25 protein-coding genes are annotated in these 26,695 nt (G+C 65.5%); 13 read left to right on the top strand and 12 right to left on the bottom strand.

Annotated elements, in window-relative coordinates; all coding sequences use genetic code 11:
- Window positions 1-137: 137 nt before the first annotated feature.
- The 5 genes from O6W96_RS17835 to O6W96_RS17855 all read right to left on the bottom strand — a co-directional run bounded on the left by O6W96_RS17835 (window position 138) and on the right by O6W96_RS17855 (window position 5,214).
- Complete coding sequence (locus O6W96_RS17835; protein ID WP_353470829.1) at window positions 138-1,442, bottom strand: sensor histidine kinase; 1,305 nt, start codon at window positions 1,440-1,442, stop codon at window positions 138-140.
- Window positions 1,443-1,480: 38 nt separating this feature from the next.
- Entirely contained in the window at window positions 1,481-2,200 is a 720-nt protein-coding gene (locus tag O6W96_RS17840) for a response regulator (protein WP_353470830.1), read from the bottom strand.
- Between the two features lie 68 nt (window positions 2,201-2,268).
- Window positions 2,269-2,781, bottom strand: a complete 513-nt coding sequence (locus tag O6W96_RS17845) for an EF-hand domain-containing protein (RefSeq protein ID WP_353470769.1) — start codon at window positions 2,779-2,781, stop codon at window positions 2,269-2,271.
- A 112-nt stretch (window positions 2,782-2,893) separates the two neighbouring features.
- Window positions 2,894-3,670: a thioesterase family protein gene (locus O6W96_RS17850; protein ID WP_353470770.1), complete on the bottom strand. Its 777-nt coding sequence runs from the start codon at window positions 3,668-3,670 to the stop codon at window positions 2,894-2,896.
- On the bottom strand, window positions 3,667-5,214 hold the full coding sequence (locus tag O6W96_RS17855) for a class I adenylate-forming enzyme family protein (RefSeq protein ID WP_353470771.1): 1,548 nt from the start codon (window positions 5,212-5,214) through the stop codon (window positions 3,667-3,669). The genes O6W96_RS17850 and O6W96_RS17855 overlap by 4 nt, the downstream gene beginning before the upstream one ends.
- 73 nt (window positions 5,215-5,287) lie before the next feature.
- On the opposite strand from O6W96_RS17855, the gene O6W96_RS17860 reads away from it, so the two are divergent.
- Entirely contained in the window at window positions 5,288-5,902 is a 615-nt protein-coding gene (locus tag O6W96_RS17860) for a glutathione S-transferase family protein (RefSeq protein WP_353470772.1), read from the top strand.
- Between the two features lie 480 nt (window positions 5,903-6,382).
- Window positions 6,383-7,684, top strand: coding sequence for a spinster family MFS transporter (locus tag O6W96_RS17865; protein WP_353470773.1), 1,302 nt, complete (start codon window positions 6,383-6,385; stop codon window positions 7,682-7,684).
- An 84-nt stretch (window positions 7,685-7,768) separates the two neighbouring features.
- Here O6W96_RS17865 and O6W96_RS17870 read toward each other — a convergent pair whose 3' ends face one another.
- Window positions 7,769-8,173 carry an STAS/SEC14 domain-containing protein gene (locus tag O6W96_RS17870; protein ID WP_353470774.1) on the bottom strand — a complete coding sequence of 135 codons (405 nt, stop codon included), beginning with the start codon at window positions 8,171-8,173 and terminating at the stop codon, window positions 7,769-7,771.
- 87 nt (window positions 8,174-8,260) lie between these two features.
- Window positions 8,261-9,505: a TetR/AcrR family transcriptional regulator gene (locus O6W96_RS17875; protein WP_353470775.1), complete on the bottom strand. Its 1,245-nt coding sequence runs from the start codon at window positions 9,503-9,505 to the stop codon at window positions 8,261-8,263.
- Between the two features lie 156 nt (window positions 9,506-9,661).
- Here O6W96_RS17875 and O6W96_RS17880 point away from each other — a divergent pair, with 156 nt between their 5' ends.
- The 6 genes from O6W96_RS17880 to O6W96_RS17905 all read left to right on the top strand — a co-directional run bounded on the left by O6W96_RS17880 (window position 9,662) and on the right by O6W96_RS17905 (window position 15,671).
- Window positions 9,662-10,945 carry an acyl-CoA dehydrogenase family protein gene (locus O6W96_RS17880; RefSeq protein ID WP_353470776.1) on the top strand — a complete coding sequence of 428 codons (1,284 nt, stop codon included), beginning with the start codon at window positions 9,662-9,664 and terminating at the stop codon, window positions 10,943-10,945.
- 140 nt (window positions 10,946-11,085) lie between these two features.
- Window positions 11,086-12,168 (top strand): Zn-dependent alcohol dehydrogenase, encoded by a 1,083-nt coding sequence (locus O6W96_RS17885; protein WP_133030494.1) that lies wholly within the window; start codon window positions 11,086-11,088, stop codon window positions 12,166-12,168.
- Window positions 12,169-12,185: 17 nt separating this feature from the next.
- Window positions 12,186-13,229 (top strand): phosphotransferase family protein, encoded by a 1,044-nt coding sequence (locus O6W96_RS17890; protein ID WP_353470831.1) that lies wholly within the window; start codon window positions 12,186-12,188, stop codon window positions 13,227-13,229.
- Between the two features lie 118 nt (window positions 13,230-13,347).
- A complete protein-coding gene (locus O6W96_RS17895; RefSeq protein WP_353470777.1) occupies window positions 13,348-14,112 on the top strand; it encodes an SDR family oxidoreductase in 765 nt (254 codons plus the stop codon).
- A gap of 15 nt (window positions 14,113-14,127) precedes the next feature.
- A complete protein-coding gene (locus O6W96_RS17900) occupies window positions 14,128-14,925 on the top strand; it encodes an SDR family NAD(P)-dependent oxidoreductase (RefSeq protein ID WP_353470778.1) in 798 nt (265 codons plus the stop codon).
- Window positions 14,926-15,056: 131 nt separating this feature from the next.
- Window positions 15,057-15,671 carry a superoxide dismutase gene (locus O6W96_RS17905; protein WP_192974463.1) on the top strand — a complete coding sequence of 205 codons (615 nt, stop codon included), beginning with the start codon at window positions 15,057-15,059 and terminating at the stop codon, window positions 15,669-15,671.
- A 121-nt stretch (window positions 15,672-15,792) separates the two neighbouring features.
- Here the strand turns inward: O6W96_RS17905 and O6W96_RS17910 are convergent, their stop codons facing one another.
- The 4 genes from O6W96_RS17910 to O6W96_RS17925 all read right to left on the bottom strand — a co-directional run bounded on the left by O6W96_RS17910 (window position 15,793) and on the right by O6W96_RS17925 (window position 20,670).
- A complete protein-coding gene (locus O6W96_RS17910) occupies window positions 15,793-16,419 on the bottom strand; it encodes a septation protein A (protein ID WP_353470832.1) in 627 nt (208 codons plus the stop codon).
- A 116-nt stretch (window positions 16,420-16,535) separates the two neighbouring features.
- Window positions 16,536-17,471 carry a signal recognition particle-docking protein FtsY gene (gene ftsY / locus O6W96_RS17915; protein ID WP_353470779.1) on the bottom strand — a complete coding sequence of 312 codons (936 nt, stop codon included), beginning with the start codon at window positions 17,469-17,471 and terminating at the stop codon, window positions 16,536-16,538.
- On the bottom strand, window positions 17,468-18,715 hold the full coding sequence (mtaB, locus tag O6W96_RS17920) for a tRNA (N(6)-L-threonylcarbamoyladenosine(37)-C(2))-methylthiotransferase MtaB (RefSeq protein ID WP_353470781.1): 1,248 nt from the start codon (window positions 18,713-18,715) through the stop codon (window positions 17,468-17,470). Before mtaB ends, ftsY begins: the two co-directional genes overlap by 4 nt.
- 329 nt (window positions 18,716-19,044) lie before the next feature.
- Entirely contained in the window at window positions 19,045-20,670 is a 1,626-nt protein-coding gene (locus tag O6W96_RS17925; protein ID WP_353470782.1) for a putative bifunctional diguanylate cyclase/phosphodiesterase, read from the bottom strand.
- Between the two features lie 384 nt (window positions 20,671-21,054).
- Here O6W96_RS17925 and ffh point away from each other — a divergent pair, with 384 nt between their 5' ends.
- From ffh to rimM, 3 genes are all read left to right on the top strand, one after another.
- Complete coding sequence (ffh, locus tag O6W96_RS17930; RefSeq protein WP_107952269.1) at window positions 21,055-22,611, top strand: signal recognition particle protein; 1,557 nt, start codon at window positions 21,055-21,057, stop codon at window positions 22,609-22,611.
- Window positions 22,612-22,678: 67 nt separating this feature from the next.
- Window positions 22,679-23,125 (top strand): 30S ribosomal protein S16, encoded by a 447-nt coding sequence (gene rpsP, locus O6W96_RS17935; RefSeq protein WP_107961785.1) that lies wholly within the window; start codon window positions 22,679-22,681, stop codon window positions 23,123-23,125.
- Between the two features lie 255 nt (window positions 23,126-23,380).
- A complete protein-coding gene (gene rimM, locus O6W96_RS17940; RefSeq protein ID WP_353470783.1) occupies window positions 23,381-23,947 on the top strand; it encodes a ribosome maturation factor RimM in 567 nt (188 codons plus the stop codon).
- Between the two features lie 27 nt (window positions 23,948-23,974).
- Here the strand turns inward: rimM and O6W96_RS17945 are convergent, their stop codons facing one another.
- A complete protein-coding gene (locus O6W96_RS17945; RefSeq protein ID WP_353470833.1) occupies window positions 23,975-24,880 on the bottom strand; it encodes an NAD(P)/FAD-dependent oxidoreductase in 906 nt (301 codons plus the stop codon).
- A gap of 108 nt (window positions 24,881-24,988) precedes the next feature.
- Here O6W96_RS17945 and trmD point away from each other — a divergent pair, with 108 nt between their 5' ends.
- Together trmD and rplS are read left to right on the top strand one after the other, a co-directional pair.
- Window positions 24,989-25,720 carry a tRNA (guanosine(37)-N1)-methyltransferase TrmD gene (gene trmD / locus O6W96_RS17950; protein ID WP_353470784.1) on the top strand — a complete coding sequence of 244 codons (732 nt, stop codon included), beginning with the start codon at window positions 24,989-24,991 and terminating at the stop codon, window positions 25,718-25,720.
- Entirely contained in the window at window positions 25,717-26,109 is a 393-nt protein-coding gene (rplS, locus tag O6W96_RS17955; RefSeq protein WP_031395442.1) for a 50S ribosomal protein L19, read from the top strand. Before trmD ends, rplS begins: the two co-directional genes overlap by 4 nt.
- Window positions 26,110-26,695 lie beyond the last annotated feature (586 nt).

The following is a 26,695-nucleotide window of genomic DNA, read 5'->3' on the forward strand; positions in this document are numbered from 1 at the left end:
CAAACGATCCTCCCCCGCCAGGGGGAGGTGGCTGGCTCTTGCCAGGCGGAGGGGGCGGTAAGCGATACCGCTGCCCCGTATCCTCCCCTTCCGTCGCTTCGCGCCACCTCCCCCTGGCGGGGGAGGATTGTGGAAATCTAGCGCGGCAACTCGATGATCGCGTCGAGACCGCCAGCCGGACGGTTGACCAAGCGGATTTCACCGCCAGCCTCTCGCACGATCGCGCGGGCCAGCGCCAGGCCCAGGCCGATCCCTCCCGTCTCGCGATTGCGCGAGCTCTCCAACCGCGTAAACGCGTCGAACACGTCGCCCATTCGGTCTTCTGGAATACCAGGTCCCTGATCCGCCACGACAATCGCCACGGTTCTCGCGCCTGCCTCGACACGCACCTCCGCCGACACACCGTATTTGATCGCATTCTCAATCAAATTGCGCACCGCGCGGCGGATCAGTGAGGGACGCAGATGCATCCGCAGCCGCTCCGTCTCGACGAAGCTGACGTCGCTGCCGATATCGCGGAAATCCTCGACCACCGCATCGACCAGCGCCGCAAGGTCGACATCGGTCAGTGGTTCGCTTGGCCGCCCCAGCCTCGCCAGAGACAGGATGTCGTCGAGCGTGCGGTTCATCTCCGCCACCGTATCGATCATCCGCGCCCGATCGACATCGTCCTCGACCGACTCGATGCGCACTCGCAGCGCCGCCAGCGGCGTACGCAGGTCATGGCCGATCGCCCCGAGCATCCGGTCCTTCTCGTCCAGCATCCCCGTCACGCGCAGCCTCAGTGCGTTGAACGCCGCGATCAAGGCAACGACGTCATCGGGACCATGCGGTGGCATCGGCGCACCTGGATCGCCCGGCCGAAAGCTCTCCGCCGCGCGGCGCAGATCCTGGAGCGGGCGCGAGATGCGTCGGACGATCCAGAGCACGGGCAGCAGCACGATGATGTAGAGGATCGCGGTCTGCGTCAGTACCGCCAGCAGCAACCGCCAGCCGGGTTGCGGCCAAGGCGCTGTGATCATCAGCCATCCGCGTCCGGGCTGCTCGATCGCGATCAGTAGCGTCGCGCCCTGCCGATCGCCGCGCCGCAGCCCGTCGCGGCGATGCGCGTCGCTCGTCTCGTCGGTTGCGGGGCGAAGGCCGGTATCGATCCGCCCGACCGTCAGCCCTAGATCGGCGAACTGCCGGCGCAGTTCGGTGGCGACTTCGGGATGACGCTCGAACATCGTGGGTGGGATCGGATTTGCCGGCAAGCGGCGTACGCGGCCGCGGTCGGGACTCAGTGGGCGGCCGCCATGCGCCTCGCGATCCAGCGCATCCGCGATCCGCGTCGCGACCGGCCGCGTTGCCTGCGCAAGGCGGAACTCGGATCGATCGTGCAGGATCATGCCGAAGTTGATGACCTGTGCGACGAACAGCGCGACCGCGATCAGCAGCGCCATCTGTCCGGCGAGGCTGTGCGGCCACGGTCGGGATTTCGTCACAAGCGCGTGACTTCCGCCGCCAGCGTATAGCCGCCGCCCCAGACCGTCTTGATCAGCTCGGGCGTCTTCGCATCCGCCTCGATCTTGCGCCGTAACCGGCTGATCTGGTTGTCGATGGCGCGGTCGAACGCGGCAGCCTCGCGCCCCTGCGTCAGGTCGAGCAACTGATCGCGCGTCAGGACCTGGCGCGGGCGCGTGACGAGCGCGAGCAGCAGATTATACTCGCCGGTCGACAGCGGTACCGACACGCCCTCGCGGTCGATCAGCGCGCGCTCGCCGGATTTCAGCACCCAACCGGCGAACCCGTACGAGCTGCTCTCCGGCGCATGCTGACGCGATCCGCCCGCAGTCGCACGCCGCAGCACCACTTTCACGCGCGTCGCCAGTTCGCGAGGTGAAAACGGTTTCACGACGTAATCGTCCGCGCCCATCTCAAGCCCGACGATCCGGTCGGTCTCCTCAGTTCGCGCGGTCAGCAGGATCACGGGTACGTCGCTGGTCGCGGCGATATGGCGGCACAGCGACAGCCCATCCTCGCCCGGCATCATGATGTCGAGGATGACGAGATCGATCGCATACGCCGTCAGCCGCGTCCGCGCCGCCTCGGCATCGCCCGCCTGCGTGACGCGAAATCCCTGCTTGGTCAGGTACACGGCCAGCGGCTCACGGATCGAGCGCTCGTCGTCGACGAGCAGCAGGTGCGGCATATCCCCCATCGGGGCAGTGTCTAGCATGGCAGCTGTCCAAAGGAAGCACCGACGCCCGATGCCTCTCCTCTTCCGAATTATTGAGCAGGTGCAGGCGCGGGCGGGATCGCGCCATCGCGGCGCTCGCGCCGATCGACGTGGCGCATCTCGGCGGCATTGGCGCGCTCAGTCGCGTCGATCGTGCCGTCGTGATTGGCATCCATCCGGTCGAACCGCTTGAGCGCGCGTGCCTCGAACTCCTCGCGCGTCACGCTGCCGTCTCCGTTCGGATCCATCCGGCGGCCCATGCCGTCATGCTTGCGACCGCCCGGCGGCGGCACGGGGACGTCGCGACCGCTGGCCACCATCCGGTCGTGCAGCGCCTCGCGATAGGCGCGCATCTCGCCGCCAGTGATCCGGCCGTCATGGTCGGTATCCATCTGCGCAAACCGAGCGTCGGCCTGCGCAATCGCTTCTGCGTGCGTGGCGACGCTGTCGTGGTTCGCATCCTGACGCATCGGCGGGCGCGGTGTCGCGGGGGCGGTTTGCGCGCCGGCGGCGGACGTGATCGCGCTGGCGGCGAGCATCAGGGTTAGGACGGTCTTGCGCATGTCGGTCTCCGGCGGAGTGGGACGAATTCCCATCGAATGACCGTCGTTCTAAACATCGGTTGTCGCAGGCTTTTGCCGCCGGACCGTCAAAGTGTCGCAAGATATGTCGGGGTCAGGCGAAGATCGCGACGCTTTGCATCTGTTCGGCGACCGGTGTGCCGTCCGCGTTCCAGATCGCCATCTGCTGGCTCGAGCTGCCGTCCTTCGTGTAGTCGGTGGTCGCGCGAAGCAGCCACCAGCCATCGCGCGTCACCGGCTGGGGCCCGAGGATATTGAGCAGCCACGTCATCGAACTGAGCGGGGCAGGGCCGCCCAGCAGTTTCAGGGCGGCGGGCGGCAGGCAATCCGCGACCGCGACAAGCTCGACCATCGGATCGAGCTCCTCGCGCTCCGCCAGCCGCACCCAGCGCAGCCATTCGGCCGGTCCTACGCGGTCATCCCGCCGATCGAGCAGGTCGAAGTTGCGCGAGAACGCGACCGCGCTGTGGCCGCGGAAGGTCTGCGTGTCGGGACCGGGCATGGGAAAGTCCGGCGCGCCGCCAGTCTGATGATCGACCCGCGACGCCACCGCGCCCATGAACACGAACGTCGCGCGCAGCCCGAGCCCGGCCTCGCTCTCGACATCCGCATGGACGAATGCGGCGTTGCGCCCGCGTCGCAACCGGCTCGCACGGATCACGATATCGCCGGACAGCGGTCCGATGAAGGAGACCTGCGCCGACCGCAGCGGCGGCAGGTCGACGTCCGATGTCTGGGCGACGTGCAGCGCGAGCGCAGCGGAGAAGCCGCCATACGCCGTCCGACCCTGCAACCAGTTGTCCGGCACCGTCCCGCGCCAGCCGCCGTCGAACGGCTCCAGCGCTTCGATCGCCTGTTTGAGACTGGTCACGCGGTGGCCCCTGAAAGGCTGTCGCGGAGTTCGCGTTTGAGGACCTTGCCGATCGCGCTTCGCGGCAGTTCGTCGGCGCGGTGCAATGCAGAGAGCCGCTGCGTCTTGCCGAGCTGGCTGTTCGCCCAGGAAAGGATCGCCGCCGCATCGTCCGTGGTGCCATCGCGCGGCACGTAGAACCCGACCGGCGTCTCGCCCCAGGCCTCGGACGGGACGCCGATTACCGCGCAATCCGCGACCGCCGGGTGCTGCACCAGTACCGCTTCCAGATCCGACGGATAGATGTTGAAGCCGCCCGAGATGATCAGGTCCTTCTTCCGGTCCATCAGCGTGAGGAAACCGTCCGCGTCGAACCGGCCAACGTCGCCGTGGCGGATGTAGCGGTTGCCGTCTTCGTCATGCCATTCGGCGTCGCGAGTGGCCTCGGTGCGGCCGTGATAACCGTTCATCATCGCCGGGCTGCGGCCGACGACTTCGCCCATCTCGCCGGGCGCGACCTCGGCGCCATCATCGTCGATCAGACGGATCTCGTGGCCCGGCATCGGCTGGCCGACGGTATGGAGCTTGTCCGGATAGGCGGTCGCATTCAGCGCGCAACTCGCGCCGCCCTCGGTCATGCCGTAGAATTCGACGAGCACGCCGGGCCAGCGCGCGACCACGTCGGCCTTCAACGCCGCGGAGAAGGGCGCGCTGGTGCTAGTCTTGAAGCGAAACGCCGACAGGTCGAAAGCGTGGAAATCCGGCAGCGCCATGATCCGCTGATACTGGACCGGCACCAGCATCGTGTGAGTCGCGTGGTAGCGCTCGGCGAGTTCCAGATACGCGCGTGCATCGAACTTGCCCATCAACACGACCGTGCCGCCCCAGCCCAGCGTCGGCAGGAAGCTGACCAGGGTGGTGTTGGAATAGAGCGGGGTGGCGATCATCGTCACCGCGGTGTCGAACCCGGCAGCGGTGTTGCGGGAGATATGTGCCCAGCGCATCGCATGGCTCTGGACGATGCCCTTCGGCGTGCCGGTGGTACCGGAGGAATAGATGATGTTGAACGGGTCTTCGGGGGCTATTTCGACTGGGGCTGGCGGCTCCTCCGGCGACGCCAGCCAGTCGCCAAAACCTAGTTCGCCGCCGTTGTGGTCAAACATGATCACGCAGGCGGTAAGCTCATAACCGGCCAGTGCCCGCGCATTCTCCGCATCGAGAAACACGATCGGTGCGCCGCTATCCGCAATCATCGCTGCGATCGCCGCCGCCGTGGCCGACGGCGCGATCGGCGTCGCGACGCACCCGGCGCGTACCGCACCAAGGAATACCGCAGCATAGTCGGTCGTCGGCGCAGCCACGATCGCCACCGCCGTCCCCGGCCCGACCCCGTCCCGCTGCAATCCAGCCGCCACCCGATCCATCAGCGTGTCGAGGGTCCGATAGTCGATGCCGCCCTGCGCGTCCGCTACCGCCATGCGATCGCCGCGTTCGAGCGCGTGGGCGTGAATCAGGTCGGGCAGCGTGGCAAAACCCGTGGCGAGCATGTCTGCGGCAGTCGTCATCCGCGCACCGCTAGGCGAACGCATCGGTCAATGCCATACGGTATATTCGAAAATTGGAAACGAGGAGACGCCCTTGCTGTTTTACGATAGCGCGCTGCCAGCGCCGAATCCGCGTCGCGTCCGCATTTTTCTGGCCGAAAAGCAGATCCGCGTACCGATGGCGCAGATCTCGATTCCCAAGGCCGAGCACAAGTCGGACGCTTTCCTTTCGGTCAACGCGCTGGGCCAAACCCCCGCGCTTGCATTCGACGACGGCCGCGTGCTGACCGAGAGCGTCGCGATCTGTCGCTACTTTGAGATCCTCCATCCCGACCCCCCGATGTTCGGTCACGGCGCGCACAACATCGCCGAGATCGACATGTGGACGCGGCGGATCGAGTTGCGGCTGATGACGCCGCTGTCGATGGTGTGGCTGCACACGCATCCCTGGACCGCGCGGATCGTCCAGCCGCAATATACCGAGTTCGGCGAAAGCCAGCGTCCCCGTGTTCTCGCGGCGATGGCGGAATTCGATCGTGTGCTCGGCGGCCGCGACTGGCTCGACGGCGAGCGCTATACGATCGCCGACATCGTCCTGCTGACGACGATCGACTTCGCGAAGTTCGTCGGCATCGCGTTACCCGACGATCTGACCCACCTGAGCGCCTGGCACGCGCGCGCCACCGCCCGGCCCAGTTCTCAAGCGTGAACGGGAGCCAGGGTTGGTACGCGCCAAAATCTGAACGACTCGTCCGCGATAGGGGAGGCGTGGATGTCGACGACGGTCGTCAGTTAGGCTCATCGCCCTTGTCCTATTTTGCCAAGAATGCGGCGGCAGCCAAAAGTCGCTTTGCAACGCCGCGAATCTATGCGAGGGGGCCGCATACCCGGTATTCAGATTGCCCGGACGCTCCGCTCCATCGCCGATGGACCGACGAGCCCGGCCACGAGGTTGGAGAGGGGATAAGGCGGAAGAGCGACCCGAACGAGGACGCATCTTCCGCCGTCCTTCCCGCGAACCGCCGGCCAGCTCCTAAAACGCGTAAGACTCTGATCCGGCACAACAGTTTTGCCCGACATTACCATTCCCTTGGCTCCTCCCGGGTGTGCTTCGGTTTCAGCTTTAGCTTGTCTGGTACGTGGCTGATGCCCTAGCGTTGCCACGCAATTAGATGTCAGGGTATCGCCAATGGCCGTAGCGTATCAGTCCCATCCCGAGATCGCCGATGCGCTGGCGATGAAGCGGCGGGGCCTGACGCTCGCGCTGCTCACCTTCACCTATTTCTTCAGTTACATGGACCGCCAGATCCTCGCGATCCTGCTCGAACGGATCAAGGCGGACCTGCTGCTGACCGATACGCAACTCGGGCTTCTCTCTGGCCTGGTGTTCGCGATCTTCTACGCGACGCTCGGCATCCCGGTCGCGCGACTCGCCGATCGGACCAGTCGCCGCAACATCATCGCTGCCAGCCTGACGATCTGGAGCGCGATGACCGCGCTGTGCGGGCTCGCGCAGAACTTCACGCAACTGATGCTGTTCCGGATCGGCGTCGGCATCGGCGAGGCGGGATCGAGCCCGCCCAGCCATTCGATCATTGCCGATCTCTACCCGCCCGAGAAACGCGCGAGTGCGATGGCGGTGTATTCGCTCGGCGTGGTGCTCGGCGCGGGCTTCGGCACGCTGATCGGTGGCGTCGTTGCGCACAGCTATGGCTGGCGGATCGCGATGATGACCGTCGGCCTGCCGGGGATCGTCCTGGCCGTGCTCGTCCGTCTGTTCATGGTCGAGCCTCGCCGCGGCCTGTCCGATGCGGCGCGCGCGGTGGCGACGCCGATGCCGAGCGTCGCGCAGGGGTTCGCGTCGATGTGGGCGAGTGCCCCGGCGCGGCATCTGGTGGTCGGCGTCACGCTGACGTCGATGATCGGTTACGCGCTGACCGGTTGGGGGCCGAGCTATATCCAGCGATCGCTGGGCATCTCGATGCTCGACATCTCGCGCTACATCGCGCTGCCGGGGGCGTTGTTCGGCGCGATCTCCGCGCTGGCCGGTGGCAAGATCGCGGACGTTCTGGCCAGGCGTCATGGCCTCCACGTCCAGGCTTGGGTTGTGCTGGCCATGAAAGGGCTGTCGCTGCCGTTCGCGCTGGCGTTCTACCTGATCGACGCGCCGGCGATCGCGATCGGCAGCTATTTCGTCTCGCTGATCTTCGCCAATTCATACCTCGGGCCGAGCTTCGCGCTGATCCAGCATCTCGCGCCGTTGCAGATCCGGGCGATGTGGGCGGCGATCACGCTTCTCGTCATCAACCTGGTTGGACTCGGGCTCGGGCCAACGCTGGTCGGGTGGCTGAGCGATCTGCTCAAGCCCGGGTTCGGCGAGGATTCGCTGCGCTATGCGCTGATCATCATCGTGCTGATGACGCCGTGGGCGCTGTTCCACTATTGGCGCGCCGGGGTTCTGCTGAAGCGCGCGGAGGATGCTGCGAGGTAACTGTCCATTCCCTCGTCATCCTGACGAAAGTCAGGACCCAGGGTCACGAGGGACGGCGTTTGTAATTCTGGGTCCTGACGTCCGTCAGGATGACGGAGGGGTGGCGGTTGCGTCCGGGGGGACCGAAGCCTCCCCCAGCATCCAAGTCAGCGCCGCCTCCCGGTCGTCGAACACCGCCATGTCGTCGCGCACCGAGGCGATCCGCTTCACCTGCAACCGCGCAAGCTTCCCCTCGGTATACAGCGCCACCCTACGCGATTTCAGTGGCATCGACACGGCCACGCGTTGCAGCATCGCGATCACCTCCTGCGGCTGGATCGCCGACTTCGAGAAATTGCACAGCAGCATGTGGCGCTTGCCGGTGGCCAGCACGCGTCGTGCCTCGCGCTCCAGGTCGCGCAGGAAGTCCTCGACATGCTCGAGCGTCCAGAACCCCGAGGCTTCGACCTCGATGATTCCCGATCCGAGATCCGTAGTGATATTATGCATGCCGCCTCGGTTCGGAGGTCGCATCGGGTGCGGCGGATTAACACGAGGTAAGAAAACCGTAACGGGTGCGAACGCCCCCGAATGCGGTCAGGCCTTCGCAATCCGATCGTCGAACAGGCCGTACATCAAGGTCGAGGCATACATCGCGATCGCCCGCTCGCGCGGCATCGTCGACGCCCATTTGCGCATGTCGAACGCCGCGTTCTGGAGCGCCATCAACGCCTGCGCCGCGATCAGCGCATCGACCGCGCGGATCGAGCCTTCGCCGATGCCGTCCATCATCATGCCCGCATAGCGCCGCGCAATGCCGTTCGAGCGATCGACCATCGCGTTGCGCACGCCGACCGGCAGGCCGCTGAGTGCGGTGGTGCGGAGCAACGGCCCGCGTTCGGCGAACTGTACGTCGAGCAGGGTCGCGACGGTGCTTGACAGCTTGTGCCAGTAGCTCCCGCCCTCGGCCTCGCCGCGGCTCTGTGCATCGGCGATCGTGTCGAAGCTGCGGCGGTAGCATGCGATGACGAGATCGTCCTTCGCATCGAGATGGTGGTAGAAACTGCCCTTGGTCACGTTCAGCTCGGAGGCGATCTTCTGCACCGATGCGCCGCGATAGCCGAGTTCGTTGATCAGGCGCGTCGCGGCGAGCAGAAACGCTTCGCGCCCCGGCTCCGCCTCGTCATGACTGAGGTCGAGCAAGGTAGGCGACCATTTGGCGTCCTTGCCCGCGATGCCGTGCGCGAACACGTCCATCAGCCGTTCCTCGACGCGGCCGTACTGGTCGGGCTCGTACCGCGTCAGCCAGATCGGCAGCCAGAACGTGTTTTCCAGCAGCACATGCGCGCGTGCGCCGTTGAGATCGGTCTGCGCGCGCGACGAAGTCGGCCCCCACAACAGGCGGGTGCGGCGAAACACCTCGCGCCAGCCCGCCATCAGCCGACCGCGCATCGGCTCCTCGGTGGCGCGCAGATCCGACAGGACCGCGAACGCCTTCTCCTCGCCGCGCTGAATCCGACCGAGCCGGTCCATGTTGAGCGCGAGATAGCGGCGAACGCGTTCCTCCGGCGTTGCCTCTTCCGCCGCGACGTCGAGCATCGCGATCAGCGATTCGAGCGTGTTCTCGAACGCCGCCGCCGCGAGGTCTTCCTTGCGCTTGAAATAATAGGTAACGCTCGTCGTGTTGAGCCCGACGCGCCGCGCGACGTCCGCGAACGTCATGCCCTTGGCACTCTGTTCGTTGATCGCTTCTGCCGCCGCGGCGAGGATCGCGTCACGCTTCGCACGGAAGCGCTTGGTCCCCTGTTCGCTCTCGTCGCTGGCCTCTGCCGGAACCTTCATCGAAACACCCTAACAGCTTCGATTTGAAGATACAGTGCTTTTTAGGCGCTTTCAGGGCGGACTTGAAAACATGCTTTCTCACGCCCTCCGCACGCTTTACCGAATACGCGGTATGGTCTAACTCGCCTCCAAAGCGATGACGATTGGAGAGCCCGCATGGATTTTACGCTGAGCGAACGAGAGACGTATTTCCGGGACCGGGTACGCGACTTCATCGACCAGAATATTCGCCCGCGTCAGGCCGATTACGACCAGCAGGCGCATGAGGGCGAGCGCTGGAAGGTGATTCCGGTGATCGAGGAGATGAAGGAGAAAGCCAAGGCAGCGGGCTTGTGGAATTTCTTCATGCCGCCGCATTCGGGCCAGACGCATGTCGACGATTCGTTCGAATTCGAAGGCACGCAGCTCACCAATCTCGAATATGCGTTATGCGCGGAGGAGATGGGCAAGGTCAGCTGGGCGAGCGAGTGTTTCAACTGTTCCGCGCCCGATACCGGCAACATGGAGGTGTTTCACCGCTATGGCACGCGTGAGCAGAAGGAGGCGTATCTCGGGCCTCTCATGCGTGGCGAGATCCGCTCGGCGTTCCTGATGACCGAGCCCGCAGTGGCGTCGTCGGACGCGACCAACATTGAGACGTCGATGGTGCGCGACGGCGATCACTACGTCATCAACGGCACCAAATGGTGGTCGAGCGGCGTTGGTGACCCACGCTGCAAGATCGCCATCGTGATGGGCAAGACGAGCTTCGAGGGCTCGCGGCACCAGCAGCAGAGCCAGATCCTTGTGCCGATGGATACGCCCGGCGTGACGATCAAGCGGATGCTCTCCGTGTATGGCTATGACCACGCGCCGCATGGGCATGGTGAGGTCGTGCTGGAGAACGTTCGCGTGCCGGTCGAGAACGTGCTGCTCGGCGAAGGGCGCGGGTTCGAGATCGCGCAGGGGCGGCTTGGACCGGGGCGTATCCATCACTGCATGCGGACGATCGGCGTGGCCGAGACGGCGATCGAGGCGATGGCACGACGGCTGCTCGACCGGGTCGCGTTCGGCAAGCGGATCGCTGATTTTTCGGTCTGGGAGGAGCGGATCGCGACTGCGCGGATCGACATCGAGATGACTCGTCTGCTCTGCCTGAAGGCGGCGGACATGATGGACAAGGCGGGCAACAAGTCCGCGCAGATCGAGATCTCGATGATCAAGGTCGCAGCGCCGAACATGGCGTTGCGGATTTTGGACGACGCGATTCAGGCGCATGGCGGCGGCGGCGTGTCGGGCGATTTCCGGCTGGCGCACGACTGGGCGGCGATGCGGACTCTGCGGTTCGCGGATGGCCCGGACGAGGTCCACAATCGCTCGATCGCGAGGAATGAGTTCGGGAAATACGGCGACTTCCGCAAGGGCGGCGTGTCCAGCGGTGACGTCGGGGTGAGCCGGTAAACTCACCGCATTCCCCGTTCGCCCTTCTTTCTTCGTCATCCTGGGCTCGACCCAGGACCCAGAGCCACAAGGGCAGCGCTCTTGGCTCTGGGTCCTGACTTTCGTCAGGATGACGGTCTCGTTTCGGAGCGCACCTACCCATGAAAGCCGCAGTCCTTTTCGAAGCCAACACCCCGCTCAGCATCGAGGATGTCACCATCTCGAAGCCGACCGCGCACGAAGTGCTGATCCGCACGGTCGCGGTCGGCGTGTGCCGGTCCGACCTGCATTTCGTCGACGGCGCCTATCCGCATGCGATGCCGACCATTCCGGGGCACGAGGCTTGCGGCGTAGTCGAGGCAGTCGGCGACGAAGTGCGCGGCGTGAAGGTCGGCGACCATGTCGTGACCTGCCTCTCGGCGTTTTGCGGTCAGTGCGAGTTCTGCGTCACCGGGCGGATGTCGCTATGCATCGACGCCAGCGTTCGCCGTCCCAAGGGCGCGGCCCCCCGCCTCATGCTCGGCGACCGGCCGATCGCGCAGATGCTCAACCTGAGCGCCTACGCGGAAATGATGCTGGTCCACGAACATGCGTGCGTCGCGATCGACCGCGACATGCCTATGGATCGTGCCGCGCTGCTCGGGTGCGCGATCACCACCGGGGCGGGCGCGGTTTTCAATACGACCGACGTTACGCCGGGTGAGACGGTATGCGTGGTCGGCTGCGGCGGCATCGGGCTGGCGGCGGTCAATGCGGCGAAGATCGCCGGCGCTGGGAAGATCATCGCGCTCGATCCGGTGCCCGAGAAGCGCGCGATGGCGGAGAAGCTCGGCGCGACTCACAGTATCGATGCATTGTCCGAGACCGCAGCGGACGAGGTCGTCGCGATCACCAAGGGCGGCGTGCACCACGCGATCGAGGCAGTCGGTCGTGCGCAATCGGCAGCCACCGCCGTGAAAGTGCTTCGTCGCGGCGGCACCGCGACCATCCTCGGGATGATGCCGCTCGGCGAGAAGGTCGGGCTGTCGGCGATGGACTTGCTGTCGGGCAAGCGCTTGCAGGGCGGCTTCATGGGCTCGAACCGCTTCCCGGTCGACATCCCGCGGCTGGTCGATTTCTACATGCGCGGGTTGCTCGATCTCGACACCATCATCGCCGACCGGATGCCGCTGGAGCGTATCAACGACGCGTTCGACGAACTCCGCCGCGGCGACACGACCCGTAGCGTGATCACCTTCTCGTGAGCAACGCATCGACCAGCATGGTCGGCACGATCGAGGTCGGCGACAAGGACCGTCTCGACCTCGACACGCTTGGCGCGTGGATGACCGCCAACGTGCCCGGCTATGCCGGTCCGCTGACCTACGCGAAGTTCGCCGGCGGCCAGTCGAACCCGACCTACCGCCTCGACACACCGGATCGCGCCTACGTGCTGCGCCGGAAACCGTTCGGGCCGATTCTACCGAGCGCGCATGCCGTCGACCGCGAATACCGCGTCATCGCGGGACTGCATCCGACCGGCTTTCCCGTGCCCCGACCTTACGGCCTATGCGAAGATGCGGCCGTGATCGGCTCGGCGTTCTACGTCATGGAGATGGTCGAGGGCCGGACGATCTGGGACGGCGCGATGCCCGACGCGACTCCGCCTGAGCGCAACGCGCATTACGAGGCGATGGTCGACACGCTCGCCGCGCTCCACAACACTGATTACGCAGCGGCGGGGCTCGAGGAGTACGGCAAGCCCGGCAATTACTTCGAGCGCCAGGTCGGCCGCTGGACCAAGCAATATCGCGCCGCCGAGACCGAGCATATGGAGTCGGTCGAACGGCTGATCGGGTGGCTGCCGCGTACGCTGCCCGAGCAGACGCGCACCGCGATCGTCCACGGCGACTACCGCATCGACAACATGATCTTCGCGCCGTCCGAGCCCAAGGTTATCGCGGTGCTCGACTGGGAATTGTCGACGCTCGGCGATCCGCTGGCGGACTTCTCGTATCTGCTGATGAGCTGGGTGACGGAACCCGAGGGGCGCTCGGGCGTGCTCGGGATGACCGGGCCGGAAACGGGCATTCCGACGATCGAGCAGGTTGTAGACCGCTATTGCGCTGCCACCGGCCGCGACGGCGTGCCCGATCTCAACTGGTATTTCGCCTACAACCTCTTCCGGCTGACCGGCATCGTGCAGGGCATCAAGAAGCGCATCATCGACGGCACTGCGTCGAGTGCTCAGGCAGAAAAGACGGTGGCGAAGATCCACGGGCTCGCGGACGCGGCTTGGGGGTTTGCGGTGAAGGCGGGGGCCTGATTCCCCTCCCGCTTGCGGGAGGGGTTAGGGGAGGGGCTGACCTCCCCGGCATGAAACGTTGCGGAAAGATCGGGCCCTCCCCCGACCCCTCCCGCAAGCGGAAGGGGAGCAGTAGAAGATGTCGCAGTTCGACCTGACCGGCATGGTCGCCATCGTCACGGGATCGTCGCGGGGCATCGGCCTCGCCTCCGCGCGCGAGTTGGCCGAGCACGGCGCGAAGATCGTGATTTCCAGCCGCAAGCAGGACGCGTGCGACACTGTTGCTGCCGAACTCAATGCCAGACACGGAGACGGCACCGCGATCGCAGTCGCCGCCAACATCTCCGATAAGGCCGGGCTTCAGCATCTGGTAGATCAGACCCGCGCGACGTTCGGCCGCATCGACATCCTCGTCTGCAACGCCGCTTCGAACCCCTATTACGGCCCCCAAGCCGGCATCGCCGACGACCAGTTCCGGAAGATCCTCGACAACAACATCGTCTCCAACCACTGGCTGATCCAGATGGTCGCGCCCAAGATGCTGGAGCGCCGCAGCGGCAGCATCATCATCATCTCGTCGATCGGTGGGCTGCGCGGTTCACCAGTGATCGGAGCGTATTGCATCAGCAAGGCCGCCGATATGCAACTTGCCCGCAACCTCGCGGTCGAGTTCGGGCCGTCGAACGTCCGCGTGAACTGCATCGCCCCCGGCCTGATCAAGACCGACTTCGCCCGCGCCTTGTGGGAAGACCCGCAGCGGATCGAGGCAGCGAACACCAGCGTGCCGCTCCGCCGGATCGGCGAGCCGGAGGAGATCGCGGGCGCGGTCGTCTTCCTGGCGTCGTCGGCAAGCAACTTCATGACCGGCCAGACGATGGTCATCGACGGCGGCGTCACGATCTAACCGAAGGACCATGCGATGCGCTTTACGGACAAATCCATCATCGTCACCGGCGCAGGCTCCGGCATCGGCCGTGCCGCCGCGCTCTTGTTCGCGAGCGAAGGGGGCAAGGTCGTCGTTGCCGACAAGGCCGAGGGCGCGGACGAAACCGCGCACCTGATCACGCAGGCCGGCGGCACGGCGAAGGCGATCCGCATCGATGCCGGGGTCGAAGAGGACGTGATCCGCACCGTGGCGCTGGCGTGCGACAGCTTCGGCGGGCTCGACGTGATGTTCGCCAATGCGGGTATCTCGGGCGGCATGGCCAACCTGTTCGACACCGACGTCGCGCTCATCACCGAAGTGCTGCGCGTCAACCTGATCGGCCCGTTCCTCGCGATCAAGCATGCCGCCCCGCGTATCGCCGAGCGGGGGAAGGGCGCGATCGTCCTCACCGCCAGCGTCGCCGGGATTCGCTCGGGCGCCGGCTCGCCCGCCTATTCCGCTTCGAAGGCCGGCGTCATCAACCTCGCCGCCGTTTCCGCGCAACAACTCACCGGCTCGAACGTCCGCGTCAACGCGATCTGCCCCGGCCTGACCGAGACCGGCATGACGAAGCCCGTCTTCGACTACGCGCGCGAGGCGAACAAGATGGACCGTGTTGGCCGCCTCAACCCGCTCCACCGCGGCGCGCAGCCCGAGGAACTCGCCAAGGTCGCGCTGTTCCTCGCCTCCGACGACGCCAGCTACGTCAATGGCCAGGCGATCGCGGTCGATGGCGGCCTCTCGTCCAGCCATCCCGTCACGCGGCAGGAATATGGCAAGACGGCCGCCTGACCCACCTGCCTAGCCGATGATGCCTTCGGGTCGCGGCGTTTCGGCCGCTGGATACGCTTGCGCAACGACTTTTGCGGGACCATTTGCGACGTGCGGACGTTGAGCGTCCGACCCCATAAAGGAGAACCCCCATGGCTTTCGAACTCCCACCGCTGCCGTATGCCTATGACGCGCTCGAGCCGGTGATCGACCAGGAAACGATGAAGTTTCATCACGACAAGCATCACGCGGCGTACACCGCCAAGCTGAACGAAGGGGTCGAGAAGGACTCCGCGTTGGCGGGCAAGTCGATCGAGGACATCCTCGGCATGATCTCGTCGCAGCCGCCGCTGGTCCGCAACAATGGCGGCGGTTTCTGGAACCACGACTTCTTCTGGAAGACGATGGCAGCCAAGAACGGCCAGGCACCGTCGGGCAAGCTCGCCGAGGCGATCGACCGCGACTTCGGTAGCCTCGACAAGCTGAAGGAAGAGTTCAACACCAAGGGCGCGGGGCAGTTCGGCTCGGGCTGGGCATGGCTGATCGCAGACGACAGCGGCAAGCTGAAAGTGACGAGCACGCCGAACCAGGACAACCCGCTGATGGACGACGCCAAGGAGCCCGGCACGCCGCTGCTCGGTAACGACGTTTGGGAGCACGCCTATTACCTGACGTACAAGAACGATCGTCCGGGCTATCTGAAGGCCTGGTGGGACATCGTGAACTGGGACGTCGTCGGCGAGCGCTACGCAAAGGTCGCTGGCTGAACCCAATTCCCCTCCCGCTCGCGGGAGGGGCTAGGGAGGGCGCGACGTACGTACCGGCGTCCGGTCTGTTTGGTCGGCCCCTCCCCCGACCCCTCCCGCGAGCGGGTGGGGAGCAGTAAGGTTACCCTTCGGGCGGCAGGTCGGTCACGGCTTTGTCGCCCGTTTGCAATCCATGCTTCAACAGCATCGGAATGTTGGCGAACGCGAAGAGCAGCGTCAGCGGGATGGCGCCCCACAGCTTGAAGCCGACCCAGAAATCCCAAGTGGTATTGCGCCACACGGCCTCGTTCAGCACCGCCATGAACACGAAGAACACCGCCCAGTTGCGCGTCAGCTTGCGCCAGCCATCCGCGGACAGACCGGGGTAAGCGGTGGCGAGCAGCGACTGGAGCAGCGGGCGGCCGGTGACGAGCCCGAACGTCAGGATCGCCGCGAACATCGCGTAGATGATGGTCGGCTTCATCTGGATGAAGCGCTGGTCGTGAAAATAGATCGTCAGCCCGCCGAACACGACGATTAGCGCACCCGACAGCCACAGCATCGGCGAGATATGCCCGGTCTTGACCTTCGACACGATCATCGCGGCGATCGTGGCGATGATGAACGCGGTGGTGGCGGCGACGACGCGGACGATCGGCAGGCCGGGCGTGAGGAAGTTCACCGCGAAGAAGACCGCGAGCGGACCGTAGTCGACCGCCATGCGGAGGCCGGGGGATAGGGGGGGCTTAGTTGGGGTCACGAGATCAATCCAGAATACCGTTCGTCCTGAGCGTAGTCGAAGGACATTGCCACAAACGGGCCGGTCCTTCGACTACGCTCAGGACGAACGGAAAAGAGAGGGGGCGTGGAGCGAGTGGAAAGGCTTTACTTCCGAACGCTCTCTACACCCGCGATGATCCGGCTAACCTCGTTCGCGTCGAACGGGCGCAAGTCAGTCATGCCCTCGCCGATCCCGATCGCGTGGATCGGCAGGCCGTGTTTTTCCGCGGCCGCGACCAGCACGCCGCCGCGCGCCGTGCCGTCTAGCTTGGTCATCACGAGGCCGGTGACGCCCGCGACCTCCTTGAAGACCTCGATCTGCTGGAGCGCGTTCTGGCCGGTGGTGGCGTCGAGCACCAGGACGATGTCGTGCGGGCTCTCGGGATTGATACGGCCGAGGACGCGGCGGATCTTGGCCAATTCGTCCATCAACTCGCGCTTGTTCTGGAGGCGGCCCGCGGTGTCGACGATGAGTACGTCGATACCGGTCTCAGTTGCCTTCTTGACCGCGTCCCACACCACGCCGGCTGCGTCGCCGCCCTCGGGGCCGGTTACGATCGGCACGCCGACACGCTCGGCCCAGGTGCGGAGCTGGCCGATCGCGGCGGCGCGGAAGGTGTCGCCGGCGGCGAGCATCACGCCGTAATCCTGCTCCATCAGCAGATGCGCGAGCTTGGCGATGGTGGTGGTCTTGCCCGAGCCGTTGACGCCGATGACGAGGATCACCTGCGGGCGCGGGAAGGCGTCGATCTCGATTGGTTTCGCGACCGTGGCGAGGACCTTCTCGACTTCTTCCGCGACGATCACGCGGATGCCAAGTTCCTCCATGTTGCGTTCGAAGCTGCCTTCGGAGAGGCGGTGGCGGATGCGACCGGCGGTCTCGGGGCCGAGGTCCGACGCGATCAGTGCTTCCTCGATGTCGTCGAGCGTCGCGTTGTCGAGCCGTGCGCCGCCGAGGCCGGCGAGGTTGCCGACGAGCCGGTCGGAGGTGCGTTTGAAGCCGCCGATCAGCTTGTCGTGCCAGGTGGGGGTGGTGCTCATGATGGTTCTCGTGTTGCGCTGAGGCGGTCGGACGTGGCGCCGGTGATCGTGATGCGGACGATGTCGCCGGGTATGGCGGGTTCGTCCAGCAGGACTTCTGCAAAATTGCCGATATGGCCGCGGTCGCCGGGGCGTTCGACGAGCAGATCCTGCGAGGTGCCTACCAGCGTTTGCAGCCAGTTCGCTCGCGACGTTTCGCCGGCCTCGCGTAGGAGGGCGGCGCGGTGGCGGCGGATTTCGGGTTCGACCTGCGGCATCCGCGCGGCAGGGGTGCCGGCGCGGGGCGAGTAGGGGAAGATGTGCGGGTGGACGATGTGGCAGTCGTCGATCAGCGCGCGCGTGTTGGCGAACATCGCCGCGTCCTCGGTCGGGAAGCCGGCGATCAGGTCTGCGCCGATCGCGATGTCGGGGCGGACTGTCTTGAGGCGCTCGACGAGGGCGACGCTTTCGGCGCGCGAATGGCGGCGCTTCATGCGCTTGAGGATCATGTCGTCGCCGGCCTGCAGCGACAGGTGGATGTGCGGCATGATCCGAGCCTCCGTCGTGAGCAGCGCGAAGAGGCGGTCGTCGATCTCGATGCCGTCCAGCGAGGAGAGACGCAGGCGTTCGAGCGCGGGCACGTGATGCAGAATGCGTTCGACGAGGTGGCCCAGCGTCGGCGCGCCGGGAAGGTCGGGGCCGTAGCTGGTGAGGTCGACGCCGGTCAGGACGATCTCGCGATGGCCTGCGTCGACTAGGCCGGCGATCCGATCGACGACCGCGCCCGCAGGGACCGAGCGGCTCGGGCCGCGGCCGAACGGGATCGCGCAGAAGGTGCAACGGTGGTCGCAGCCGTTCTGGACCTCGACGAACGCTCTGGCGTGGGCGGAGAAGCTCGCGGCGAGGTGGGGTGCGGTCTCGCGGACTTGCGTGATGTCGGAGACCACCACTGCGTCATCCGTCTGCCAGGCTGAAAACGTCAGCTTGTCGGCGTTGCCGACGACGCGGTCGACTTCGGCCATCGCAGCGAAGCTCGCAGGATCGATCTGCGCGGCGCATCCGGTGACGACGATCTGTGCCTCGGGGCGATCGCGTTTGGCGCGGCGGATCGCGACGCGCGTCGCCTTCACCGCGGCGTTGGTGACCGCGCAGCTGTTGACCACGACCATGTCCCGCCCGGCGACGAGCGCGCGGATGGTCTCGCTTTCGGCGATGTTGAGGCGGCAGCCGAGGCTGATGACCTCTGGCGCGGGGGCGGGTGACATGCGCGCGATTTAGGGGGGGCGTGGAGCGAAGTCCACGCTTTGCGTTGCGGTGCTAGCGCGTCCGACATCCTGTTCTCCTGCGAACGCAGGAATCGAGGGAGCTAACGGAGCATTGCTTGGTCTTGGGCTCCCGCCTTCGCGGGAGAACGAGGGTAATGGCCCTGCCGCCATCCATCACACACTACCCCGGCGAAGGCCGGGGCCTAATTGGGTAACGCTGCTAACAACGGACTATCCGCGGTTACTGCGACCCTTCCAATTGGGCTTCGGCCTTCGCCGGGGTCGTCGTAAGTTGGGATAGGCCACCCAAGAATATGGGTGTTTTGCAATTACCCCGCCAACCGCGGCGCGATCCCGCGTGGCGGCGGCGCATCACGGTCCGGCCGTTGCGCCAGCAATCGCTTCTCCGCCAGCAACCGTCGAACCTGCGCCGTGCCGAGCGGCCTGCCGTAAAGATATCCTTGGCCTTTCGCGCAGCCGATCGCGCGCAGGCGTTCCTCGATCGCCGCGTCCTCGATTCCTTCCGCGGTGGTTGGCAGATTAAGGCTATCCCCCAGCCGCGCGATGGTGTTGACGATCGCCATGCTCTCCGGGTTGTCGAGCATCGACGTGACGAAGCTTTTGTCGATCTTGATTCGGTCGAACGGCAGCGCCCTCAGATGCGCCAGGCTTGAATAGCCGGTGCCGAAATCGTCGAGCGCGAGCCGGATGCCCTGGTTCTTCAAGCTCCCGACGATCGACTGCGCCAGCGGGAGGTTGTCGAACAGCGCACTTTCGGTGATCTCGATCTCCAGGCGGCTGGCGGGGAAACCCGTCTCGACCAACGTCTTGATGATCTTCTGCGCGAGCCACGCATCGCGCAACTGCAGCGGCGATACGTTGACCGACAGGGTAAGGGCGGCGTCCCAGTCCCGTGCGGCGGTGAATGCCTGGCGCATGATCGACAGCGAGAGATCGCCGATCAATCCAATCTCCTCGGCGACCGGGATGAAGACGTCGGGCGCAATCGTACCTCGCGTCGGATGTTCCCAGCGGGCAAGCACTTCGAAACCGGTGATGCAGCCGGTGGCCAGATCGACCTGCTGCTCGAAATAGGGGACGATTTCATGCGCGGGGACGGCGTTGCGCAGGCCTGCTTCGAGTTCGCCGCGAAGTTGCAGCGAACGTTCCATCGATCGATCGAACCATGCATGGCGGCCGCGTCCGGCCGTTTTGGCGGCGTGGAGCGCGATATCGGCGTTGCGCAGCAGCGCGTCGATCGAACTGCAGTCGACGTCCGATCGGGCAATACCGATCGACACGCTTAGATGGATGTCGACGCCGTTGGTCCGGAACGGGAGCGCAAGGCCGGCTACCATCCGCTCGGCGATCCGGTCGGCGACGTTCTTGTGCGCTGAGTCGAAGACGAAGGTGCAGGCGAATTCGTCCGCGCCAAGCCGCGCGAGCAGGCTAGCGCCAGGCGCTATTGCGGCGATCGTTTCCGCAACATAGGCAAGCAGCAGGTCGCCGATCGCATAGCCGTGCAGGTCGTTGACGCTCTTGAAGTGATCGATGTCGATCGTCAGCATGGCCATCGCCTTGCCGCGACGGCTGGCGCTGGCAAATAACGTCGCGCCGTCCTCGGACAGGCTGCGGCGATTTAAGAAACCTGTCAGAGAATCACGCTGGGCTAGAGCCTTTGCGCGGTGACCGGCTTCGGTCAGGTCGCTGAGTTCCTCCGCCAGCGCGCGGTAGCGAAACCAGCCGAACAAGATCAGTGAGACGTTCAGCAACATGGTTGCGATCAGCGTCCGATCGATCACCACGTCGCTACCGTGGAGATGTGCCAGCGCCTTGAGGAGAACCGTGCCGCCGGTGCCGACGAACAGGAGAAGCGCGGCGCCCATGACGGCGCCGGTCATAAATTCCCGACTGATGTTGCGGGGCGCGCGGAGCGCCGCCGACTTTGCGGTCATGGGTCTGGCCTGTCCGGTCTCTGATTGGTTTACGGTGTGGCATGGCACAGGTGTAGGAGATGTTAAGGCGTAGCTCAGGCGGGACGGGGCGTGGCTCGGGCGCGCTTGGTTGATCTACATCACGGTAGAATGTTGGTCATGCGAGTCTGGAGCCCAATTTGCAGGCTGCCTTAGCGAAAGGCCAAGGCGCGGCACCCGATAATGACGATCCAGGACGCCATCTTGCATCCCTGGCAGCATTCCAGTAGGTGGCCCACCACGTTCCGTTACGGGGCGCATTGGACGAGCATCCAAGGATGCACGCTGGCCGGCGAGGTTTCGCCCGCCGGCGCTTTTGCGTTTGGCGTTCTTTGTGTCTCCATGGCGGTGTATGGGAGTATTTCGATGTTCGAAAGCCTGAGCGATCGACTTGGCGGAGTCTTCGACCGCCTTCGCGGCCGGGGTGCGCTGACCGAAGCGGACGTGCGCGCAGCGATGCGCGAAGTGCGCGTCGCGCTGCTCGAAGCCGATGTCGCGCTGCCCGTCGCACGCGAGTTCGTCGAGAAGGCGACCGAGAAGGCGATCGGCCAGAACGTCTTGCGTTCGGTCACGCCGGGGCAGCAGGTCGTCAAGATCGTCAGCGATGCGCTGGTCGAGATGCTCGGCTCGGATGCCGTCGAGCTGGAGCTGGGCGTCACGCCGCCGGCCGTCATCATGATGGTCGGCCTCCAGGGCTCGGGCAAGACGACGACGACCGCCAAGATCGCCAAGCGGCTGGCGGCGGGGCAGGCCAATTTCGGCCAGGCCGGTCGCGAGCGGAAAAAGGTACTGATGGCGTCGCTCGACGTCAATCGCCCGAACGCGCAGGAGCAGCTGGCGACGCTAGGTACGCAGATCGACGTCGCTACGCTGCCGATCGTGCAGGGGCAGCAGCCGGTCGATATCGCCCGTCGCGCGATGCAGGCTGCCAAGCTCCAGGGCTATGACGTCCTGATGCTCGACACCGCGGGTCGACTCCATGTCGACCAGGCGTTGATGGACGAGATGAAGGCGGTCGCCGACGTCGCGAACCCGGCCGAGATCCTGCTCGTCGTCGACTCGCTGACCGGTCAGGACGCGGTCAACGTCGCGCAGAACTTTAGCGACCAGGTGCCGCTGACGGGTATCGTGCTGACCCGCATGGACGGCGATGCGCGCGGCGGCGCGGCGCTGTCGATGCGCGCGGTCACCGGCAAGCCGATCAAGTTCGCAGGCACCGGCGAGAAGCTCGATGCGCTTGAGGCGTTTCATCCGGAGCGTGTTGCTGGCCGTATTCTCGGCATGGGCGACGTCGTCAGCCTGGTCGAGCGCGCCGCGGAGTCGATCCAGGCCGAAGACGCCGAGCGCATGGCCGCCAAGATGGCCAAGGGTCAGTTCGACATGAACGACCTGCGCGCCCAGCTGGCGCAGATGCAGCGAATGGGCGGGCTCGGCGCGCTCGCGGGCATGATCCCGGGCATGAAGAAGGCGCAGGGCGCGGTCGCGTCGGTCGGTGGCGAAAAGGTGCTTGTGCACATGGACGCGATGATCGGATCGATGACGATCAAGGAACGCAACAAGCCCGAACTGATCAACGCCAAGCGCAAGATCCGCATCGCCAAGGGCTCCGGCACCACGGTGCAGGAGGTCAACAAGCTGCTCAAGATGCACCTCGAAATGTCGACCGCCATGAAGAAGATCAAGAAGATGGGCGGCATGAAGGGCATGATGGCGATGCTCGGCAAGGGCGGCATGGGCGGCGGTCTCGGCGGCATTGGCAACGCGATCGGCGGGCCGCAGATGGGCGACATGCTCAACAAGGCTGGCGCCGGTGGCCTGCCGGGCGGTGGCGGCGGTATGGGCGGCGGTGGTCTGCCGGGGCTTGGTGGCCCCAAGATGCCGCAGATGCCTGCCGGTTTCGATGATTTTCTGAAGAAGAAATAACCTCCTTATCCAACCACGACACCTCGGCTTTGCTCGGGGATCTATCTAGAAAACGAAGGAAAATATCATGGCAATCAACATTCGCCTCGCGCGCGGTGGCTCCAAGAAGCGTCCTTACTACAAGATCGTCGTTGCCGACGCGCGTTCGCCGCGTGATGGCCGCTTCATCGAGAAGATCGGCAACTACAACCCGCTCCTCGCCAAGGACAACGAGCAGCGCGTGCAGCTCGACGCCGACCGCGCGAAGCATTGGCTGAGCGTCGGCGCGCAGCCGACCGACCGCGTCGCGCGCTTCCTCGACCAGGCTGGTGTGCTCGAGCGTTCGGCCCGCAACAACCCGAACAAGGGCAAGCCCGGCGAGAAGGCCACCGAGCGCGCTGAAGAGCGGGCGACCAAGGCGGCCGAAGCTGCCGAGGCGGAAGCTGCCGCGAAGGCTGCACCTGCTACGGGCAGCAACGAAGAGACCGAGCAGGTCGTCGCTGCCGAAGTCGAAGACGCCACGAGCGCTTCGTAAGATCTGGGGCGGTCGGGACATCCCGGCCGCCCTTGTTCCGTCATCCCAGCGACTGCTGGGATCCGGAGCCGGGAACGACAGCGTTCGTGACCCCGGATCCTGGGTCGAGCCCAGGATGACGGAAGCTGACAACGGGTGCACAACCGCACCCGATCCGGACTTCATGCGTTCTCTTGATCGGTAACCCCGAACAGGAGCGCATGATGGCCCCCGAATCCGAACCCCGCACAGCCCCCGCACCCGAGGACATCGAAGATGCCACCAACAAAGGCGTCTCCGCCGAAGACCCCGCCGAAGGATCCGACGACACCCCCGGTCCAGACCAGGGCTCAGCGGAAGGCTGAGGTCACGCTCGCGGTCGTCATCGGTGCGCACGGCATCGGTGGCGAAGTGCGGCTGAAGATCTTCGCGGAGAATTTCGGGAGCTATAAAAGCTTCAACGACGGCGGGCTGACGCTGAAGTCGGCGCGAAACGGCAACAACGGCATGATCGCGCGCTTCGCCGAGGTCGCCGATCGCAACGTTGCCGAGGCGATGCGCGGGACCGAACTGACGGTGCCGCGGTCGTCGCTGCCGCCGCTGGAAGATGGTGAATATTATCACACGGATGTGATCGGGCTCGATGTCGTCTCGACCGATGGCGAGGCTATCGGACGCGTCGTTGCGATCGATAATTTCGGTGCGGGCGACGTGATCGAGATCGAGCGGCCGTCCGTGGACGACAAGCCCGGCAAGCGGTTCATGATACCGATGCGGCCCGAGGCCGTTCCTGAGTGGAATGCCGACCGGCTCATCGTCGAGGCTTCGTTCGCGGCTGAGTAAGCCTTGTTCTCCTAAGTTGAGTAGCGATTACCTCCGAAGTGGTCGCTGTTCGGCGAGCATGTTGCGGATCGTTGTCGCGGCGACGCCGGCTTCTCCCATTGCGTGGCTGATCTGGTCGAGGCCCTTCACCACGTCGCCGGCCGCGAACAGGCCGGGGATGGATGTGCGCTGATGCGAGTCGACTTCCAGGCACCCGTCCTCGGATGCGCGTGCGCCTGCCGCGACGGCCAGTTCCGAACGGATGACCGATCCGAGCGCTGGATAGATGCTGTCGAACGACAACCGTCCCTCGACCGTGTCCAGCGCCAGCTTGTCCCCCTCGATCGCGTAGTTGCCGCAGGGGCCTCCGACGCGGACGATCCCGGCGTCGTCTAGTGCCGCTTCGCATGCCGGATCGAGGTCGTGGCCGCCCTCTGGGGCGATCAGCGTCACGTCCCTTGTGTAGCCGCGGAGGAACAGCGCCTCGCGCATGCCGTGGTCGCCGGTGCCGATGATGCCTACGCGCTTGTCGGTGACTTCGTAGCCGTCGCAGATCGGGCAATAGCGGAGCAACCCCGCTTCCAGCGCTTCGTCGTGGATGGCGTCGGGCATGTTGGGGCGGTTGTTCACGACCCCGGTGGCGAGCAGTACGCTCCGGGCGCGCGCGCGGCGGTCGCCGAGCCGCACGGTGAAGCCGTCGTCGTCGACCTCGATCGCGTCTACCCGCACGCCCTCGCGGACCGCACCATAATTCTCAGCCTGCGCCAGCATCCGGGCCAGCAAGTCCGTCCCGCGGATGCCTTCGGGATAGCCGGCATGGTTGTGCGTGCACGGGATGAGCGCGGCGCGGCTGCTGCCGCAATCGAACAGCCGGATCGAGAGGTGGAACCGCGCGAGATAGATGGCCGCGGTCAGCCCCGCTGGGCCGGCGCCGATGATGATGCAATCGTCCATCCGCCGCGAGCGTTTCGCCAGCGTAATTGTTCCACTGCGCCGATCCGTATAGGTGCTGGGCGCATTCGGCGCCGCACGCTGGCGCAAACGCATAGAGAATTGGACGCTGTGACTTTCGCTGCCACGATATTGACGCTGTATCCGGAGATGTTTCCCGGGCCGCTGGGGACGTCGCTTGCGGGCCGCGCGCTGGGGGAGGGGCGATGGTCTTGCTCGCCGGTGCAGATCCGGGACTTTGCGACCGACAAGCACAAGTCGGTGGACGATACGCCGGCAGGGGGCGGGGCCGGGATGGTGCTCCGGGCCGACGTGGTCGCCTCGGCGATCGACAGCGTTGCCGATGGGCGGCCGGTGCTGGCGATGACTCCTCGGGGGAAGCCTCTCACCCAGGAGCGGGTTCGCCAGCTCGCGCAGGGCCCTGGCGTCACCATTCTCTGCGGGCGGTTCGAGGGGTTCGACGAACGGCTGTTCGAGGCGCGGGAGATCGAGGAGGTCTCGATCGGCGACTACATCCTGTCGGGGGGCGAGATGGGGGCGCTGGTGCTGCTCGATGCTTGCATTCGGCTGCTGCCCGGCGTAATGGGCGCGGCTTCTAGTGGGGATGACGAGAGCTTCGAAACGGGGCTGCTCGAATATCCGCATTATACCCGACCTCAATCATGGGAAGGGCGCACGATCCCGCAGGTGCTGCGATCGGGGGATCATGCGAAGATCGCTGCATGGCGCAAACGCCGCGCGGAGATCGATACACGGTCACGGCGACCGGACCTTTGGGAGCGCCATGAGGGCGCTCGGGTCCAGTCGCCCTCTGGCGCGCGGCGACACGAGGACGAGACATGAACCTGTTGCAGACGATCGAAGCCGAGAACATCGCGAAGTTCCTGGCCAACAAGACGATCCCCGATTTCCGCCCTGGCGATACGCTGAAGGTCGGCGTGAAGGTCGTCGAAGGCGAGCGCACGCGTATTCAGAACTACGAGGGCGTGTGCATCGCGCGCTCGAACAAGGGCATGGGCTCGAACTTCACCGTGCGTAAGATGAGCTTCGGCGAGGGCGTCGAGCGCGTCTTCCCGCTCTACTCGCCGAACGTCGATTCGATCGAAGTCGTCCGCAAGGGCGCCGTGCGTCGCGCCAAGCTGTATTACCTGCGTGGCCGCACCGGCAAGGCAGCGCGTATCGCCGAGCGTCGCGACATGCGCCCTGCCAAGGGCACCGCAGCCGCCGAGTAATCGGAGACTGTTCGAGTTGAAGAAGGGCGCAGGGGCGATGGTCCCCGCGCCCTTTTTCGTTGTGCGCGGGGCGGGGGCTGGTTCGGGCGGCAAGCTTTTGGAAACGTTGCCGATTGTCGGTGTTTCGCGTTTATGCTGCAGCACGGAAGTATAGGAAGTGTAGACGCTGGGAAGCTTTCTTGACGTGGGGGTGACGTCGGGGTGTGGGAGCGGTGTCGCGGTTAAGGGGGTGGGCGCGGGCATCTGGTGACGGTGCGCTTCTCCGGGCGTGTAGGACAGCCGATTAGCTCGCCGGCCAGCGGTGGCGGTGGTGGTGCCTGTCCCTCGGGACATGGGGCGGTTATTTGGTCGGACACGGACGCGCCTTCCTGCGCAGGCCGACTTGCGCTTCCTTGTTCTCCCGCGAAGGCGGGAGCCCAGTCTGGGTCCCCGCCTTCGCGGGGAAACAGGCTTGCTCGCTGATTGGGATGGCTGCTCGTTTGAGGCGTGAGGGGCTTTGCCACGCTGAGCGCGCTCGCGTGGACATGCCCCACCCCGACCCTCCCCTGAAGGGGAGGGAGTTTTCGTCGTGCGCCATCATCGTCAT

Source organism: Sphingomonas faeni, from assembly GCF_040407495.1.
Classification (GTDB): Bacteria; Pseudomonadota; Alphaproteobacteria; order Sphingomonadales; family Sphingomonadaceae; genus Sphingomonas; species Sphingomonas faeni_D.